This window comes from Pelomonas dachongensis (assembly GCF_043555865.1).
GTDB classification, from domain to species: domain Bacteria; phylum Pseudomonadota; class Gammaproteobacteria; order Burkholderiales; family Burkholderiaceae_C; genus Pelomonas; species Pelomonas dachongensis.
Window position 1 is genome coordinate 279,129 of sequence record NZ_JBIGHY010000007.1, and the last position, 16,510, is coordinate 295,638.

At 69.1% G+C, this 16,510-nt stretch carries 16 protein-coding genes; 10 read left to right on the top strand and 6 right to left on the bottom strand.

All coding sequences use genetic code 11. The features are described 5' to 3' along the window. Positions 1-51: 51 nt before the first annotated feature. Positions 52-3,129 carry a diguanylate cyclase gene (locus ACG02S_RS19530; RefSeq protein ID WP_394472160.1) on the top strand — a complete coding sequence of 1,026 codons (3,078 nt, stop codon included), beginning with the start codon at positions 52-54 and terminating at the stop codon, positions 3,127-3,129. A 42-nt stretch (positions 3,130-3,171) separates the two neighbouring features. On the opposite strand, the gene ACG02S_RS19535 is transcribed toward ACG02S_RS19530, so the two are convergent. After that, on the bottom strand, positions 3,172-3,792 hold the full coding sequence (locus ACG02S_RS19535; protein ID WP_394472161.1) for a hemerythrin domain-containing protein: 621 nt from the start codon (positions 3,790-3,792) through the stop codon (positions 3,172-3,174). A 112-nt stretch (positions 3,793-3,904) separates the two neighbouring features. Here ACG02S_RS19535 and tkt point away from each other — a divergent pair, with 112 nt between their 5' ends. The 4 genes from tkt (at position 3,905) to gap (ending at position 8,633) form a co-directional block, all read left to right on the top strand. Continuing rightward, positions 3,905-5,920, top strand: coding sequence for a transketolase (tkt, locus tag ACG02S_RS19540; RefSeq protein ID WP_394472162.1), 2,016 nt, complete (start codon positions 3,905-3,907; stop codon positions 5,918-5,920). A gap of 61 nt (positions 5,921-5,981) precedes the next feature. After that, positions 5,982-6,968 carry a hypothetical protein gene (locus ACG02S_RS19545; RefSeq protein ID WP_394472163.1) on the top strand — a complete coding sequence of 329 codons (987 nt, stop codon included), beginning with the start codon at positions 5,982-5,984 and terminating at the stop codon, positions 6,966-6,968. 11 nt (positions 6,969-6,979) lie between these two features. Continuing rightward, complete coding sequence (locus ACG02S_RS19550; protein ID WP_394472164.1) at positions 6,980-7,558, top strand: hypothetical protein; 579 nt, start codon at positions 6,980-6,982, stop codon at positions 7,556-7,558. A gap of 76 nt (positions 7,559-7,634) precedes the next feature. Continuing rightward, positions 7,635-8,633 (top strand): type I glyceraldehyde-3-phosphate dehydrogenase, encoded by a 999-nt coding sequence (gene gap / locus ACG02S_RS19555; protein ID WP_394472165.1) that lies wholly within the window; start codon positions 7,635-7,637, stop codon positions 8,631-8,633. 68 nt (positions 8,634-8,701) lie between these two features. Here gap and ACG02S_RS19560 read toward each other — a convergent pair whose 3' ends face one another. Further along, complete coding sequence (locus tag ACG02S_RS19560; RefSeq protein ID WP_419964804.1) at positions 8,702-9,136, bottom strand: HPP family protein; 435 nt, start codon at positions 9,134-9,136, stop codon at positions 8,702-8,704. Between the two features lie 238 nt (positions 9,137-9,374). Next, entirely contained in the window at positions 9,375-10,739 is a 1,365-nt protein-coding gene (locus tag ACG02S_RS19565) for a cation:proton antiporter (RefSeq protein WP_394472167.1), read from the bottom strand. 204 nt (positions 10,740-10,943) lie between these two features. On the opposite strand from ACG02S_RS19565, the gene ACG02S_RS19570 reads away from it, so the two are divergent. Genes ACG02S_RS19570 through ACG02S_RS19580 form a run of 3 tightly spaced genes read left to right on the top strand, consistent with a single transcriptional unit; the run spans position 10,944 to position 13,230 of the window. Beyond that, entirely contained in the window at positions 10,944-11,195 is a 252-nt protein-coding gene (locus ACG02S_RS19570; protein ID WP_394472168.1) for a type II toxin-antitoxin system prevent-host-death family antitoxin, read from the top strand. After that, entirely contained in the window at positions 11,195-11,692 is a 498-nt protein-coding gene (locus tag ACG02S_RS19575) for a PIN domain-containing protein (RefSeq protein ID WP_394472169.1), read from the top strand. The genes ACG02S_RS19570 and ACG02S_RS19575 overlap by 1 nt, the downstream gene beginning before the upstream one ends. After that, positions 11,689-13,230, top strand: a complete 1,542-nt coding sequence (locus tag ACG02S_RS19580; protein WP_394472170.1) for a tryptophan halogenase family protein — start codon at positions 11,689-11,691, stop codon at positions 13,228-13,230. Before ACG02S_RS19575 ends, ACG02S_RS19580 begins: the two co-directional genes overlap by 4 nt. A gap of 149 nt (positions 13,231-13,379) precedes the next feature. Here ACG02S_RS19580 and ACG02S_RS19585 read toward each other — a convergent pair whose 3' ends face one another. After that, on the bottom strand, positions 13,380-13,721 hold the full coding sequence (locus ACG02S_RS19585) for a YciI family protein (RefSeq protein ID WP_394472171.1): 342 nt from the start codon (positions 13,719-13,721) through the stop codon (positions 13,380-13,382). A 272-nt stretch (positions 13,722-13,993) separates the two neighbouring features. Here ACG02S_RS19585 and ACG02S_RS19590 point away from each other — a divergent pair, with 272 nt between their 5' ends. Next, complete coding sequence (locus tag ACG02S_RS19590; protein ID WP_394472172.1) at positions 13,994-14,779, top strand: SDR family NAD(P)-dependent oxidoreductase; 786 nt, start codon at positions 13,994-13,996, stop codon at positions 14,777-14,779. A gap of 21 nt (positions 14,780-14,800) precedes the next feature. Further along, positions 14,801-15,298 (top strand): GyrI-like domain-containing protein, encoded by a 498-nt coding sequence (locus ACG02S_RS19595; protein WP_394472173.1) that lies wholly within the window; start codon positions 14,801-14,803, stop codon positions 15,296-15,298. On the opposite strand, the gene ACG02S_RS19600 is transcribed toward ACG02S_RS19595, so the two are convergent. Beyond that, positions 15,288-16,235: an extracellular catalytic domain type 1 short-chain-length polyhydroxyalkanoate depolymerase gene (locus tag ACG02S_RS19600; protein WP_394472174.1), complete on the bottom strand. Its 948-nt coding sequence runs from the start codon at positions 16,233-16,235 to the stop codon at positions 15,288-15,290. The genes ACG02S_RS19595 and ACG02S_RS19600 overlap by 11 nt on opposite strands. Positions 16,236-16,239: 4 nt before the next feature. Continuing rightward, the gene (locus ACG02S_RS19605; RefSeq protein WP_394472175.1) at positions 16,240-16,509 is read right to left on the bottom strand and encodes a DUF2789 domain-containing protein; all 270 of its coding nucleotides are present in this window, start codon (positions 16,507-16,509) and stop codon (positions 16,240-16,242) included. Position 16,510 lies beyond the last annotated feature (1 nt).

Here is a 16,510-nt window from a genome sequence, read left to right on the forward strand (position 1 = left end):
CGGGGCATGAGACGCTGGTTGGGGCACGGGTGGATCACCCTGGCGGTTGCCATGGGACTGGCGACTGTGGCGCACGCCGTGGTGCCGCGCTTCGAGACCATCGGCGACCCCGGCGGCGTGCGCGACAACGTCGTGTCGGCGCTGGGGCTGGACGCCCGCGGCCTGCTATGGGCCGGCTCGCCCGAGGGCCTGCTGCGCTACGACGGCTACACCTTCCGCCGCCACGCGCTGATGTCGCCCGACGGCCAGCTGCTGCCGGAGCAGTTCGTGCGCTCCATGCTGCCCGACCCGCGCGGCTGGATCTGGGTGGCAGCCGGCAACAGCGGCCTGGTGCGGCTGGACCTCAACACCGGCCGCTGGGACCGGTGGGCCCGCGACGGCAACTCGGCCGACGACACCGCGCCCGCCGCCAACACGGTGCGCACCTTCGCGCTGGAGAAGGACGGCACGCTGTGGCTGGGCGGCAGCGGCGGCCTGGACCGCTTCGACGCGCAGCGGCAGCGCTTCACCCACCACCGCGGCAAGGAAGACGGCCTTCCCGACCCGCGCGTGCAGACGCTGCTGGTCGACCGCGAGGGCACGCTATGGATCGGCACCTGGAAGGGCCTGGCGCGCAAGACGGCCGACGGCCCGATCGAGACGCTGGACGTGGGCCTGTCCGACCAGCTGATCACGCTGATCAGCGAGACGCTGGACGGCCGCATCATCGTCGGCACGGCTCAGGGCCAGCTGCGCGCGCTGTCGGCCGCCGGCCAGCCGCTGGCATTCAGCAACGGCGCCGAACCGGGCGCCGCCACGGGCGTGTCGCCGGTCATGGCGATGACGCAGCCGGACGCCGACGAGCTGTGGTTCGGCGACGCCTCTGGGCTGACGCGGCGTCGCGCCAGCGATGGTCAGCTCATCGAGCGCATGCCGGCGTCCGGCAACGCACCGCGCAGTGACCTGCGCGCGCTGATGCGCGACCCGTCCGGCACCGTGTGGGCCGGCAGCTACGGCGGCGGGCTGATGCGCCACGTGCCGTCGCTGCCCGGGCTGAGCATGGTGCGCGAGACGCTGCGCGGCACGCCCGGAGGGCTGGACGTGCGCAGCATCCTGCAGCTGGACAACGGCGAGGTCTGGCTGGGCACGCTGTCAGGTGGCATCGAGCGCCGAGACCGCCAGCTGCAACCCGTGGCGGCCATCGCGCCGGGCACCGCGGGCCTGCCGGCGGGCCGCGTCAACGCGCTGGGCCAGACCAGGGACGGCGCCGTCTGGGTGGCCGTCGACACGCAGTTGCTGCGCTTCGACAGGCAGGGCCGCTGGCAGGAAACGCTGCGCAGCGGCAACGCGGTGCCGCGGCGTCTGCATGCCGGCGCCGACGGCTCGCTGTGGATCGCCACGCTGGACGGCCTGATGCGCTGGACGCCCACACGGCCGCAGATGCGCGCCATCCCGACCGCAGGGCTGGTGGGCGGCACGGGCGAGGTCAACGCCTTTGCCACGCTGCCCGACGGCAGCTTGTGGGCCGGCGGCGCGGCGGGGCTGTTCCGCGTCGCCCAGCCGGGCGACGAAGAGCCCATCGCCGAGTGGGTCGAACCCAAGGGCCTGACGGGCCAGACGGTGCTGGGCATGGCCGTCGCGCCGGACGGCAAGCTGTGGGTAGACACCGGCAACGGTCTGCACCGGCTGGTCGAGAGCGACGGCAAGCGCGCCCGCTTCGAGACCGTGCCGGCCGCCGAGCTGGGCGGGGCGTTCGGCGCCAACCTGGTGTTCGACGCGCAGGGTCGCGTCTGGTCGCAGCGCAATATGTACGACCCCAAGACCGGCGAGCGCCGCGAGCTGGGGCCGGCCGATGGCGCGGACCTGGGCACCGGCTGGTTCCGCGCCTATGCGCAGCTGGACGACGGGCGCATGCTCTTCGGTGGCGCGCGCGGCCTGCTGGTCATCGACCCGCAGCGCTTCACGCCCTGGAACTACAAGCCGCCGCTGGTGGCGTCGGAGCTGCGCGTGGAGGGCGTGGAGCGCCCCGTGCCGCTGGATGGCCAGCCGCTGGTGCTGGCCGCGGGCGAGCGCGCCTTCAGCCTGGCCTTCGCGTCACTTGACTACAGCCAGCCCGCGCGAAACCGCTACCGCTATCGGCTACAGGGGCTGGACCACGGCTGGGTGGACATCGGCGCCCTGAGCCGGTCGGCGACCTACACCAACCTCGCACCCGGCAAGTACGTGCTGCACCTGCAGGGCAGCAACCGCGACGGCGCCTGGGGCACGGACGAGCTGCAGATCCCCGTCGAGGTGCGTGCCGCCTGGTGGCAGACGCGCTGGGCCATGGCGCTGGCCGTCATCGCCGCCGCCAGCCTGATGGCCGGCATCGTTGGCATGCGCACGCGGCTGCTGCTGCGCCACCGCCGCGTGCTGGAGGATCGGGTGCGCGAGCGCACCGAGGCGCTGGAGGCCGCCAAGGCTGCGCTGACGGCCAAGTCCGCCGAGCTGGAGGAAGCCAGCCTGACCGACCCGCTGACCGGGCTGCGCAACCGCCGCTTCCTGGACCGCCAGATGCCGGCGGACGCGGCGCTGACGCTGCGCCACTACGAGCCCATCAGCAATGCCCCGGTTGAAGGCGAGAGCGAGCAGGACCTGCTGTTCTTCCTGATCGACATCGACCACTTCAAGCGCATCAACGACGCGCACGGCCACATGGCCGGCGACGCGGTGCTGGAGCAGATGCGCGGCCGGCTTGAGCAGGTGTTCCGCGCCACCGACTACCTGGTGCGCTGGGGCGGCGAGGAGTTCCTCATCGTCGCCCGCGGCACACCACGCTCGCGTGCCGCCGAGCTGGCCGAGCGCGCCCGCGGCGCGGTGTCCGGCGAGCCCTTCACGCTGGACAACGGCCTGAAGCTGGCGCAGACCTGCTCGGTGGGCTTCTCGGCCTTCCCGCTGTGCCCGACGTTACCGCGCGCGCTGGACTGGCGCTCCGCCATCGACCTGGCCGACGCCGCGCTGTACGAGGCCAAGGACGCCGGCCGCAACGCCTGGGTGGGTCTGGTCAGCGCGCACGCGTCCAGCGACGAGGAACTGCAGCGCGACGTGCGCCGGCCGCTGGAGGCCTGGGCAGCGCGCGGGCGGCTGCGGCTGGTGCAATCCGGCGGCTGATGCCGTCCTGGCCGGCGCGGCGCGTGCGACGGCCGCGTGGCGTCAGGCGCGCGAACCGGAGATGGCTGGCGCCCAGCCGAACGGCTCTGGCAGCGCGGCCAGGATGCGCTGGCGCAGCGGCGCATAGCCCGCGTCCACCGACTGGCCAGGCCGCGGCGCGAGCGGGTCCTGGTGGCTGCCGAAGGCGTCGTCCAGGTCGGCCCAGTCTTCAGGGGTGAACAGCGCGGCGGCGCGCGGCAGGATCTCGGTCTCCTCGCGCTTCATGTGGCGCAGGTAGCGCGCCGCGTAGACGCGCAGTTGTTGCTCGAACTTGTCGCGCCGGGCGTCGCCCATCTGCTCCCAGGCCAGCAGGCTGTGCTGCAGCTCGCGGATGGCGCGCTCGCCCTGCGCATGGTCTGCCTCCAGTTCGTCCAGCGTCATGCGCAGCTCCGGCGCCAACGCCCGCAGCCGCGGGAACAGCAGCTCGCTTTCCTTCTGGTGGTGCAAGCGCTCCGGGAACTCGTCGACATAGAACAGCATGGCGCGCAACGCGCCGAAGTCCGGTGCCGCGCCGGCCTCGCGCTGGGCGGCCAGCAGCAGGGGCAGCGTGCGCAGCATGGCGGCCAGCGCGTCGTGCTCGGCGCGGATCACGCGTACCGCCAGGGGCATGGGAGACAGCGACATGCCGCGAGCGTCGCGCGGCGGCGACGCGCCTGTCTTGCGCTGGATCAAGCCGACGAGAACCACCCCCGTAAAATCCCGCGCTTTGCTCCACCAGCCCAGGAAAGCTCCGGCCATGACCGCAACGACCGCCTCCCCCACCCTCATGGCCCACGCGATCCGCGCGCTGGCGATGGACGCCGTGCAGGCTGCCAACTCCGGCCACCCGGGCGCGCCCATGGGCATGGCCGACATCGGCGTGGCGCTGTGGGCGCGTCACCTGAAGCACAACCCGGCCAACCCGCACTGGGCCGACCGCGACCGCTTCGTGCTGTCCAACGGCCACGGCTCGATGCTGATCTACGCGCTGCTGCACCTGACGGGCTATGACCTGCCCATCGAGGAGCTGAAGGCCTTCCGCCAGATGCACAGCAAGACGCCCGGCCACCCTGAGGTGGGCATCACCGCCGGCATCGAGACGACCACCGGCCCGCTGGGCCAGGGCGTGACCAACGCGGTCGGCCTGGCGCTGGCCGAGAAGCTGCTGGCGCGAGACTTCAACCGCGACGGCCACCAGATCGTCAACCACAACACCTACGTGTTCCTGGGCGATGGCTGCCTGATGGAAGGTATCTCGCACGAGGCCGCCGCGCTGGCCGCCGCCTGGAAGCTGAACAAGCTGATCGCCATCTACGACGACAACGGCATCTCCATCGACGGCCAGGTCGGCCCCTGGTTCGGCGACGACACCGCCAAGCGCTTCGAGGCCTATGGCTGGAACGTCGTCGGCCCGGTGGACGGCCATGACGTGGACGCCGTGGACAAGGCCATCGCCAAGGCGAAGAAGAGCGACGACAAGCCGACGCTGATCATCGCCAAGACAGCCATCGGCAAGGGCTCGCCCAACCGCGCCAACACCAGCAAGGCGCACGGCGAGCCGCTGGGCGCCGAGGAAATCAAGCTGACCCGCGAGGCCATCGGCTGGACGCACGAGCCCTTCGTCGTGCCGCCCGAGATCTACACCGCCTGGGACGCCCGGTCCGCCGGCGACCGCGCGGAGAGCGAGTGGGACGTGCGCTTCGATGCCTATGCCGATGCCCACCCCGAGCTGGCCGCCGAGTTCCAGCGCCGCATGGCCGGCGTCCTGCCCGCCGACTTCGCGCAGATTGCCGTGGACGCCGTCGTCAAGGCCCATGCCGAGGCGCAGACCGTCGCCAGCCGCAAGGCCAGCCAGCTGGCGCTGGAAGCCTTCACGTTGAAGCTGCCTGAGATGCTGGGCGGCAGCGCCGACCTGACCGGCTCCAACCTGACCAACACCAGCAGCACGCCCAACCTGCGCTTCGAGAAGGACGGCACGCCCAACAACGGCCGCCACATCAACTACGGCGTGCGCGAGTTCGGCATGGCTGCGGTCATGAACGGCATCGCGCTGCACGGCGGCTTCATCCCGTATGGCGGCACGTTCCTGACCTTCAGCGACTACAGCCGCAACGCCATCCGCATGGCTGCGTTGATGAAGACGCGCGTCATCCACGTGATGACGCACGACTCCATCGGCCTTGGCGAAGACGGCCCGACACACCAGTCCATCGAGCATGTCGCGTCACTGCGCCTGATCCCCGGCCTGGACGTCTGGCGCCCGGCCGACACGACCGAGACGGTCGTCGCCTGGACCATGGCCCTGGGCAACGCCCAGCGCCCCAGCCTGCTGGCGCTGAGCCGCCAGAACCTGGCCTACTCGCCCAAGACCAATGTGGACGAGATCGCCAAGGGCGCCTATGTGCTGGCCGAACCGGCCAAGGGCAAGGCGCAGGCCGTCATCATCGCCACCGGCTCCGAGGTGCAACTGGCCATGGCCGCGAAGGCGCTGCTGGCCGAGCAGGGCGTGAAGGTGCGCGTGGTCTCGATGCCCAGCACCAGCGTGTTCGACCGCCAGGACAAGGACTACAAGAAGACCGTGCTGCCCAAGGGCCTGCCGCGGGTGGCGGTCGAGATGGGCGTCAGCGACTTCTGGTGGAAGTACGGCGTGGATGCCGTCGTCGGCATCGACACCTTCGGCGAATCGGCGCCGGCCGGCGTGCTGTTCAAGCACTTCGGCTTCACGCCCGAAAACGTGGCCGCGACCGTCAAGGCCGTGTTGAAGAAGAAGTAAGTCGCCGCGGCAGCAGTCTGCGCTACAACTGCGCCCTGTCACCACGAACAGAGAGTTCGACTTGCGCAGACTGCTGACCACCGCGTTGCTGGGGCTGTGCGCCATCGGCGCGCATGCCCAGACCGCCATCGACGACCGCAGCGGCGAGACCGCGCTGGCCTGCCTGCAGCGGCCGGCCGCTCCCAAGTATCCGGACAAAGAGCTGGAGCGCCGCACCAGCGGCTTCTACCGCGTGCTGCTGACCTTCACGCAAGCGCAGCGCGCCCCTGAGGTCAAGGTCCTGTTCGCCGCGGGGTCGGAGGACCTGCAGTTCACCGCCGAGCACTACGTGAAGCAGTTCCGCCTGCCCTGCCTGAAGGCTGACAGCGTCGTCACGCTGGTGCAGGAGGTGCGCTTCACCGCGGTGGCGGACGCCGATGCCGAAGTGCCGCAGCCGCTGAACCTGCCGCGCACGGCCAACCAGCGCCTGGGCGAATGCATGCGCACGCCGGCGGACGGGCCGCGGCTCAGCGAGGCGACGCAGCTGCAGACCTTCCAGCGCGAGCTGAAGAATGGCAATCTCGTCGTTGAGCTCGACTTCACCGCGCCCGACCAGCCGCCGCAGACCAAGGTTCTCTACAACTCGCTGAACCCGCGCCACCGCAACGATGTGCTGGATCACGTTGCGCAGTACCGCCTGCCCTGCCTGACCCCGGGTGAGCGTTTTGGCGTGCAGCAGACTTTCCACGTCGGCTTCGGCGGCAACCGCAGCTTCGCGTTCAAGGACGTGGGCCTCGTCAAGTTCCTGAGCATGGTCAAGAACGTCGACGCACGCCCCGTCAACTTCGAGCTGGACACCATGGGCTGCCCGTTCCGCGTGCGCTACGCGCTGGGCCGCCCGGCAGTGCCCAACCGCGTCACCGAGTCCGGCGCCCGCAACCCGAACCGCCGCGCCTTCATCGCCTGGCTGGAAGAGCTGGAGCTGGCGGTGACACCTGAGCAGTTCGAGAACCTGCTGGGCGCCGAGATGCTTATCGACGTGCCGTGCGGCACGATCAAGCTGGGTTGAAGGTCTTCGCCATGGACACCCACGGCAAGGTAGCCGTTGCCCCGAATGGCGTGGACGGGAAGCAGGCACCCGTGCTCTGGGCCTGCGTGGTCTTGCTCATCGCAGCCTTCGGGTTTTGCGGCGCGCAGGCGTGGCGCGAAGTCCCGTCGACGTGGGCGGAACTCCACAGCTACGACGTCGTACCGACGACAGCCTTTGAGCGGATCGAAGAAGCCGACCTGGTGTTCGGACTGACGCGGTTGACGCGCAGCGAGGCCTTGTTTCTCGACAAGAACGAGCCGCTGCCGGCGGCACTGCGTCCGCTGCTGCGTGACCGGGAATTGCCCATCCACGCTGATCTCAAGTTGGGCTTTGAACGCATCCTGGCACTGAACAAGAACAGTGCCCGATGGACGGTGAGCGTGTTCGACGAACAAGTGGTTCGCATCGCATCGCCCGAGCGCGAGCTGCTGAGCTACCGGGAATTCCAGGACGCCCATGGCAACAAGCGCGTGCGATTGACGGCCATCGCCAGTGTCTGCGCGCTGTTGGCTGCCCTGTTGGCCGCCGGTTTATCCCGCCGGCTTCGACGCCGTGTGAAATCGTCCTGAAACCACCCTTCCTGGGGAATGGCCGAGAATCGGCGACCCCGCGCGACCCTCTTTCCTTTTCTCTGGAGACTTTTCCATGACCATCAAGATCGGCATCAACGGCTTCGGCCGCATCGGACGCATGGTGTTCCGTGCCGCAGTTGCGAACTTCAAGGACATCGAGGTCGTCGCGATCAACGACCTGCTGGAGCCCGACTACCTCGCCTACATGCTGAAGTACGACAGCGTGCATGGCAAGTTCGAGGGTGAAGTCTCCGTGGACGGCAACACGCTGGTGGTCAACGGCAAGAAGATTCGCCTGACCGCCATCAAGGACCCGACCGAGCTGAAGTGGGCCGAGGCCGGCGCCGACATCGTCATCGAAGCCACCGGCATCTTCCTGGACGCCGCCGGAGGCGAGAAGCACCTGGCCGCGGGCGCCAAGAAGGTCATCTTCTCGGCCCCCTCCAAGGACGAGACGCCGATGTTCGTGTTCGGCGTGAACCACACCAAGTACGCCGGCGAGAAGATCATCTCCAACGCCTCGTGCACGACGAACTGCCTGGCCCCGCTGGCCAAGGTGCTGAACGACAAGTGGGGCATCAAGCGCGGCCTGATGACCACCGTGCACGCCGCCACCGCCACGCAAAAGACCGTGGACGGCCCGAGCAACAAGGACTGGCGCGGCGGCCGCGGCATCCTGGAGAACATCATTCCCAGCAGCACCGGCGCCGCCAAGGCCGTCGGCAAGGTCATCCCCGAGCTGAACAAGAAGCTGACCGGCATGGCCTTCCGCGTGCCGACCAGCGACGTGTCGGTCGTCGACCTGACCGTCGAGCTGAACAGCGAAGCCAGCTACGCCGAGATCTGCGCGGAGTTCAAGGCCCAGAGCCAGGGCGCGCTGAAGGGCGTGCTGGGCTACACCGACGAGAAGGTTGTCGCGACCGACTTCCGCGGTGACGCTCGCACCTCCATCTTCGACGCCGAAGCCGGCCTCGCACTGGACAGCACGTTCGTCAAGCTGGTGTCCTGGTACGACAACGAGTGGGGCTACTCGAACAAGGTGCTCGAGATGGTGCGCGTGGTGGCCGCTTGATGGCCGCCTGATCTCGAGCAGCGGACAAGCACAAGGGGCGCAGATTGCGCCCCTTTTTCATGGCGGGTTCAGTACCAGTACGCCGGGTACGGCAGGCGGCACGCGCGGTGGTAGGCCACCGCCACCAGCACCAGCACGACCGCCCCCGCCAGCGTCGGGAAGAACAGGAAGCCCCATTTCGGCGCCACCAGGAACACGATGATCGGATTGGACCCGGCCGGCGGGTGCATGGTGTGCGTCAGCATCATCAGTGCCGTCGACGCCGCCGCCGCGCTGGCCAGCGACCACCAGGACGGCCCCAGCAGCGCGAGCGCTGCCAGGCCCACGGCCGTGCAGATGAAATGACCGCCGATGACGCTGCGCGGCTGCGCGAAGTGGATCTCCGGGAACGTGAACACCATCACCGCCGTCGACCCGAACGAGCCCAGCGCCAGCAGCACGCCCAGGTTGAAGGAGCTGAAGGCCAGCACGCCGATGACGACGAACACGCCCGCGCAGGCCAACGCCGCGCGTCAACGTGTAGCCGGGCGCCCGCGTGGGCACCATCGCGACAGGCGCGGGTTCGGACGGGCGCACCGAGACGCCGGGAGCAAGCTCGCTCATGGAAGTCCTTGTCAGGTGCAGGATCCTTAGCAAGGATCAAGCCGACCCGCGTACGCAAAGGCGGGGCCGCCCGCCGGCCACGGTCGCATCGCGCCGCCGACACCTGGCGACGCCAGCGCCGAGACCCGCATCTGGACGTCAGGCCGTGCCGCCAGCGCTACCCGGGACAGCGCCCAATTCACCGGACTCGCGGGCCTTCTTGCCATAGACCCATTCGAAAACGGGGCTGGCCATCATGGTCGTGACCACGGCCATCAGCACCAGCATCGAGAAAAGGGCCGGGCCGATGATGCCCTTCTGCAGGCCGATGTTGATGATGATCAGCTCCATCAAGCCGCGCGAATTCATCAGCGCACCGATGCCCAGCGCCGTGCGGTTGTCCTCGCCCGCCAGGCGGGCCGCCAGGTAGCAGGCGCCGAACTTGGCCAGCACCGAGGCGACCAGCACGCCCAGCGCGATCAGCAGCAGTTGGACCGAATTGATCATGTCAAACCGCGTGTTCAGGCCCGAGTACGTGAAGAACATCGGCAGTAGCAGCAGCACGGTGATGGGCTCGACCTTCTTCTTCAGCTCGGCGGCGAACAGGCCGCGCGGCATGACGGCGCCGAGAATGAAGCCGCCGAAGATGGCGTGGATGCCGACGGCGTCCATGACGAAGGCCGACGTGCAGAACGCGATCAGCGTGATGCCCAGCACCGTGTTGCTCATGTGGCCTTCGCGCTCGACCCGGCGGCCCAGCGGCGCCAGAAGCCTGCGGCCGAACAGCAGCACGACGGTGGCCCAGATGAGACCGCCGCCGATGGCCAATACGGCCACGCCAGCGCCCGCGCCAAAGGCGGCCAGCACCAGCGCCAGTACGCACCAAGACACCGCGTCGTCGAAGGCGCCGGCCGTCAGCGACAGCGTGCCCAGCGAGGTGTGGGACAGGCCGCGCTCGTTGATGATGCGCGCCAGCATCGGGAAGGCCGTCAGCGCGATGCAGGCGCCCATGAACAGCGTCGCGTTGGCCGGCGAGATGCCTTCGGCGAACAGACCCGGCACCGTCAGCAGCATGGGCGTGATCAGGAAGGCGATGAAGAACGGCGCCGCAATGCCCGAGATAGACACGCCGATGGCGCTCTTGGCCTTGGTCGCGAAGTGGTCCAGCCGCAGCGTCGTGCCGACGAGGAACATGTACAGGCCCACGCCCAGCTGGGCGCCGCAGTAAAGGACGTTCTTCATCTCCTTGGGGAAGATGGCCGCCTGCACCTCGGGCGCCAGCATGCCGAACAGCGACGGGCCCAGCACCACGCCGGCAATCATTTCGCCTACCACCTGGGGTTGCGCCAGGAACTTGGAGCCCAGCCAGCCCACCACGCGGCAAGCCAGGATGATGATCCCGAGCTGCAGGAAGAAGTGCACGCTGAAGTCGGTGGGCGAGTAGGTCGCCGCCACGGCCGGGGCCGGGCCGCCGTGTTTGGCGAAGATGTCGGCCAACATGGCCGGCAGGTCGAAGTGTTCCATTGCGTTCCTCAAGTACCGGGCGTTGCGGCAGGCCGCCGGGGCGGCCGTATACAACGTTGTCTCCTGACCGCGCTGAAAGCGCCGTCAATCTGGCGCCGCACTGTGCCCGCTGGCGCTGCGCAGTCCATCGGGATTGGCACTTTTGAACCTACGTACCTACATACGCCCGGCGGCTGGGCAGGCACGTAGGTACCATCCGTGCTCATGAGACTGTTGACCAGCCGCGAGTTCAACCGGGACGTCAGCGTGGCCAAGCGCGCCGCGCTGGTGGAGCCGGTGCTGATCACCGACCGCGGCCAGCCCACGCACGTGTTGCTCAGCATCGGCGACTACCGGCGCCTCACGGGCGAGGGCGAAAGCATCCTGGAGTTACTGGCCATGCCCGAGGCGGTCGTTATCGACGCAGCGGATGCGGTTGCCGACGGCGCCTGGGACCACCGCGAGAGCATCGACTGATGTTCCTGCTCGACACCGGCATCGTGCTGGAACTGCGCAAGGCCAAGGCCGCCGGTTCGGACGCGGGCCTCGCCGCGTGGGCCGCCGCGCTGCCGCGGCAGCAGCTGTTCCTGTCGGCGCTGAACCTGCTGGAGCTGGAAAACGCCGCCGCCCGCTTGGCCCGCAAGGACCGCGCCGCCGGCCTGGTGGTGCGCGACTGGATCGACAACCGCGTGATGCCGGCCTTCGAGGGCCGCGTGCTGCCGGTGGATGCCGCCGTGGTGCGCCGCCGTGCCCAGCTGCCTTACGCCAACACGCGCGACGGCCTGCTGGCCGCCACCGCGCTGGAACACGGCCTGACCTTCGTGACGCACCGCGTGTCGGCCTTCCGCGCCGGCCGCGTCAAGCTGCTTAACCCGTCCGGCTACATTGCCCAGCCCAGCGACGAGGACGAAGACTGGGCCCACGGCGCGCAATCCGGCCAGCAGTGGCTCAAGAATTTGTACGTCAGAGCATGAACAAGCGACGCATCCTCATCGTCGGCGGCGGCACCGCCGGCTGGCTGACGGCAGCCTACCTGGCCAAGGCGCTGCGCTTGGCCGAGCGACCGCACCTGGAAATCACCGTGCTGGAGTCGCCGGACATCGGCACCGTCGGCGTCGGCGAAGGCACCTTCCCCACCATCCGCAACACGCTGCAGTTCCTGGGCATCGACGAGGCGCGATTCATCCGCGCGACCTCGGCCACGCTGAAGCAGGGCATCCGCTTCGTCGACTGGGCGCGCACGCCCGCAGGCGGCCGGCACGAGCAGTTCTTCCACCCGTTCGAGGCACCCTTCTACGCCGAGGACGTCAACCTCGTGCCCTACTGGCTGCTGCAGGACGAGGCCACCCGGCCGCCGTTCGCGCAGGCCATGACGCTGCAGCAGCGCGTCGCCGACGCCCAGCGCGCGCCCAAACGCGTGGGCGAGGCGGCCTACGCGGCGCCGCTGAACTACGCCTACCACTTCGACGCCATCAAGCTCGCCGGCCTGCTGGCCGACCGCGCGCGTGAGCTGGGCGTGCGGCATGTCGAAGGCACGGTGAGCGACGTGGCGCTGGATGCGCGCGGCGCCATTGCCCACCTGCGCACGGCGCAGGGCAAGTTCGAGGGCGACCTCTACATCGACTGCTCGGGCTTCCGCGCCGAACTGATCGGCCAGGCGCTGGGCAGCCCGTTCAAGTCCTGCCGCCACCAGCTTTTCGCCGACCGGGCGCTGGCGTGCAAGCTCCCGTTTGATGCTGCCGACACGCCGATGGAGAGCTGCACCATCGCCACCGCGCACGAGGCCGGCTGGCTGTGGGAGATCGGCCTGAACGGCGCGCGCGGCATCGGCTGCGTCTACAGCAGCAGCCACATCAGCGACGAGCGCGCGGCCGAGATCCTGCGCGGCTACTGCCTCCATACCCAGCCCAGCGCCCCCGAGGATGTGGCACTGCGCAGCATTCCGTTCGCACCCGGCTACCGCGAGCAGCAGTGGGTGAAGAACTGCGTCGCCGTGGGCCTGTCCGCCGGCTTCCTGGAGCCGCTGGAGTCCACCGGCCTCGTGCTCATCGAGGCGGCAGTCGGCATGATTGCCGAGATGCTGCCGCACAGCGGCGCCATGGAGGCGCCGGCGCGGCGCTTCAACGAGCTGATGACGGCGCGCTTCGAGAACATCATCAACTTCCTGAAGCTGCACTACTGCCTGAGCCAGCGTGACGAGCCCTTCTGGCGCGACAACGCCAACCCGGCCACCATCCCCGAGCCGCTGGCTGACCTGCTGGAGCAATGGCGGCTGCGCCCGCCCGGGCGCTTCGACTTCGTGCTGGACACGGAAACGTTTGCCTTCTTCAACTACCAGTACATCCTGTACGGCATGGGCTTTCGCACCGACCTCGGCGCCGGCCGCGCCGACTTCACGCAGGGCGCTGCCGCCGAAAAGCTGTTCGCCAAGATCCAGCGGTTTGCGGACCGGGCGTTGGTGGACTTGCCGAGCCACCGGGCACTGATCGAGAAGATCAACGCGATGAAGTAAGGCCGCCTCCCGGCTCTGTCCACACACGCTGATCAGGATGCCCAGACATGGGGCAACCACAGCTGATCCGATCAGTAGGACCTGCCGCCCGGAACTGGCACGGCCCTATCGCCCACTGCCGATCGCCGAACGGAAGCCCGCCACGCGCATCAGGATTCCGGATCAAACATGATCTCGCGGACCTCCTGCGCACAGCGACAGCCAGTCGCAATCTTCGCGGCCCACATGAGCGCCTCCTGTCGAGACGGCACCTCGATCACCGAGAACCCGCCAACGACCGCCTTGGTCTCAGGAAATGGGCCAGGTGTCGCGATGCCATCCGTCCCGACAATGGTGGCCTGCTGCCGGAGCAACCCGCCTCCAAAAATCCACACGCCGGCCGCCTTGGCCTCACGAACCACTGCATGCGAGGCTTCGCCAACGGCGGGCCAATCCTCATCGGGGATGTGGTCCATCGAGCCGCTGTCGAACGAGATCAAGAATCTGGGCACGGTCACTCCTTTGAATTGCTGGCGTGCAGCCAGCGTAGGTCGGTCTCATGCCAACGACGCACAGGCGCATCTGGGCAAGACCGGGGTAAACCCGTGCGATGCAACCACAGTGCGGCCGAATCTGACAGCCGAGTTTGTTGGGTCCATCCACGCGCGCAACCGCCGCAATGCGCGCCCAGCACCAACAGCAGCACCTGCGGAAAATCTTCGGCTGGTGTCTGTCTAAATCCGCGTCCGTCACTCGTCGCATGACGTGTGCAAGGAGGCGATCCATGTTGCTCAAGGACAATTTGGCCATCGTGTACGGTGGCAGTGGCGCGGTAGGTGGCGCGGTGGCTAGGGCCTATGCGCGGGAAGGGGCGCACGTCTTTCTCGCCGCGCGCCACCGGGCCCCGCTTGAACGGGTTGCCGCAGAGATTGCGGCGGCCGGGGGCCAGGCCGAGGTGGCCCTCGTCGATGCAACGAACCCTGTGGCGATCCAGGCCCATCTCGATGCCGTGGTGGCAGCCGCAGGGCCGGTGCGGCTGATGTTCAACGGGGTGTCGTGGGCGGACACGCAGGGCTCGTTCATGGCAGACATGGGCTTTGATGCGATGTTCGAGCCGGTCAGGCTGTCGATGCTCAGTTGGTTCCACACCGGCACGCTCATGGCACGCCACATGGGCCAGCATGGCGGCGGCGCCATCGTCGGCATCACGGCGAACGTGGCGCGCTGGCCGTCACCGTCGACCGGCGGCTTCGGCATCGCATGCGCGGCGGTGGAGCACTTCCTGCGCCAGCTGGGCATGGAGCACGGCCCCGCGGGCGTGCGGGTGTGCTGGGTGCGCTCGCCGGGGTCGCCCGACGCGCCGGGCGTGCGCGAGGTCTGGCAGGCGCAGGCCGAGGAACGCGGCATCAGCTTCGAGGACCTGCACCGGGACTACGCCAAGACGACGCCGCTGCGCCGCATCGCCGGGCTGACGCAGGTGGCCGATGCCGCCGTGCTGCTGTCCAGCGACCTGGCTTCGGCCATGACCGCGACCGTCGCCAACGCCACTGGCGGCGGCCAGATCGACTGAATCCATCGAGGAGAACCCACCATGCTGACCCTGCCCCAGATCATCGATCGCCCCGCCCAGGCCTATGCCTTCATGCGCTTCACGGTGCGCATGGACGAGATGCTCAAGCCGGCCGACGAGGGCTTTCCGATCGTCTTCAAGACCCTTGCCGAGCAAGGCATCCAGCCGGTCGGCGCGGCCTTCTACAACTACCGCCGCATCAACATGGCCGAGACGCTGGATGTAGAGGCCGGCATCGCGGTCGAGCGGGCTGGCACGGCGACGGACCAGGTAGCGTTCGCGACGCTGCCGGCGGGCCGGTTCGTCACGCTGCGCTGGCACGGTCACCCCGACAAGCTCGAAGCGGTGACTGCCATGCTGATCGGCTGGGTGCGGCTGACCGAGCGGAAGTTCGACGTCGACGAGCGCGCGGATGGCGACCATTTCGCCTGCAGGCTGGAGATCTACGAGACCGATCCCGCCGAGCAGCCCGACATGGAACAGTGGGTGACCGAGCTGGCATTCAAGCTCAAGGACTGAACTGCTTCTCCACAAACCGCCACACCAGCCGCGATGCGTCCGGCCCCCCGGCATCGCTGAAGCGCTGGCGGGCCGCGCCGCCGCTCCAGGCGTGGCCCAGGCCGTCGACCTGCACCAGCGTGGCCACCAGCCGCCGCGTGCGCTTGAACTGCGTGACGCGCACCGGGTAGCGCCGCCCGCGCTGGGACTCGCGCGTATCACCCGCCACAGCGCCCGCCGCTTGCGCCCACAGCTGCACGGCGGCGTCCGCATTGCGCGCCGAGACAACGCCGTCCGCATCGCCGTGGATGACCAGCAGCGGCGGCCAGTTGGTCGCGTGGGTGACGTCCACCGGCACGTGCCGGCCGCGCATCGCGCCGACGGCCGACGCGGCCGAATGCGCCGCGCCCGGCGGCACGCCCGAGTGCATCACCACGGCCTTGAAGCGGCTGGGATGCCGCGTGGCCAGCAGCGCCGCCATGCTGGCCCCAGCGGACAGGCCGGCCACGGCGGTGCGCGCCAGGTCCGCCGCGTACAACATGCCGACCTGGTCCATCGCACGCAGGATCCAGTCGGCCTCGTCCGTGGCCACGCTGGAGCGGGTCTCGAACCAGTTCCAGCAGCCCTGCGTGTTGGCCAGCCGCGGCTGCTCGGGGTAGAGCACCAGGAAGCGTTCACGCGCGGCCAGCTGGTTCATGCGCGTGCTGGCGGCAAAGCCCTTGGGGTCTTGATGGCAGCCGTGCAGCATCACCAGCAGCGGCAGCTTCTCGCCAAAGCGCACGCCCGCGGGCCTGAACAGCCAATAGCGCCGTGGCCCGCGCGCCGACAGCACGCTGCCCATCAGCCAGTTGCCATCGCCCGGCGGCGCCTCGCGGCGCTCGCGCAGCGGGCGCGCGGCCTGCTGCCACAGCCGCGCCTGGCGGCCCAGCAACGTGGCCCAGGACGGCGACCGCTTCATGCGCTCAGGCCTGCGCCAGCGTCTCAGGCGCCGGATGCTCGCGCAGGCAGGCGTTCAACTGGTCGATCTGCAGCACCCAGTCGCCGTCGTCGGCATGCCATTCTTCGCGCAGGAAGGCGCGCTGGCTGTCGTTCCAGAACGGCGCCTCCGACAGGTTCAGCGTCTGCGGCAGGGGCCGGTGCTGGCGGATGAAGGCGCGGATCTCGGCCGCGTCGTCGGGCAAGCCCAGCTGCGCGAACAGCGAAGACAGGTCGTGGTGCGTGGTGGTGTCCATG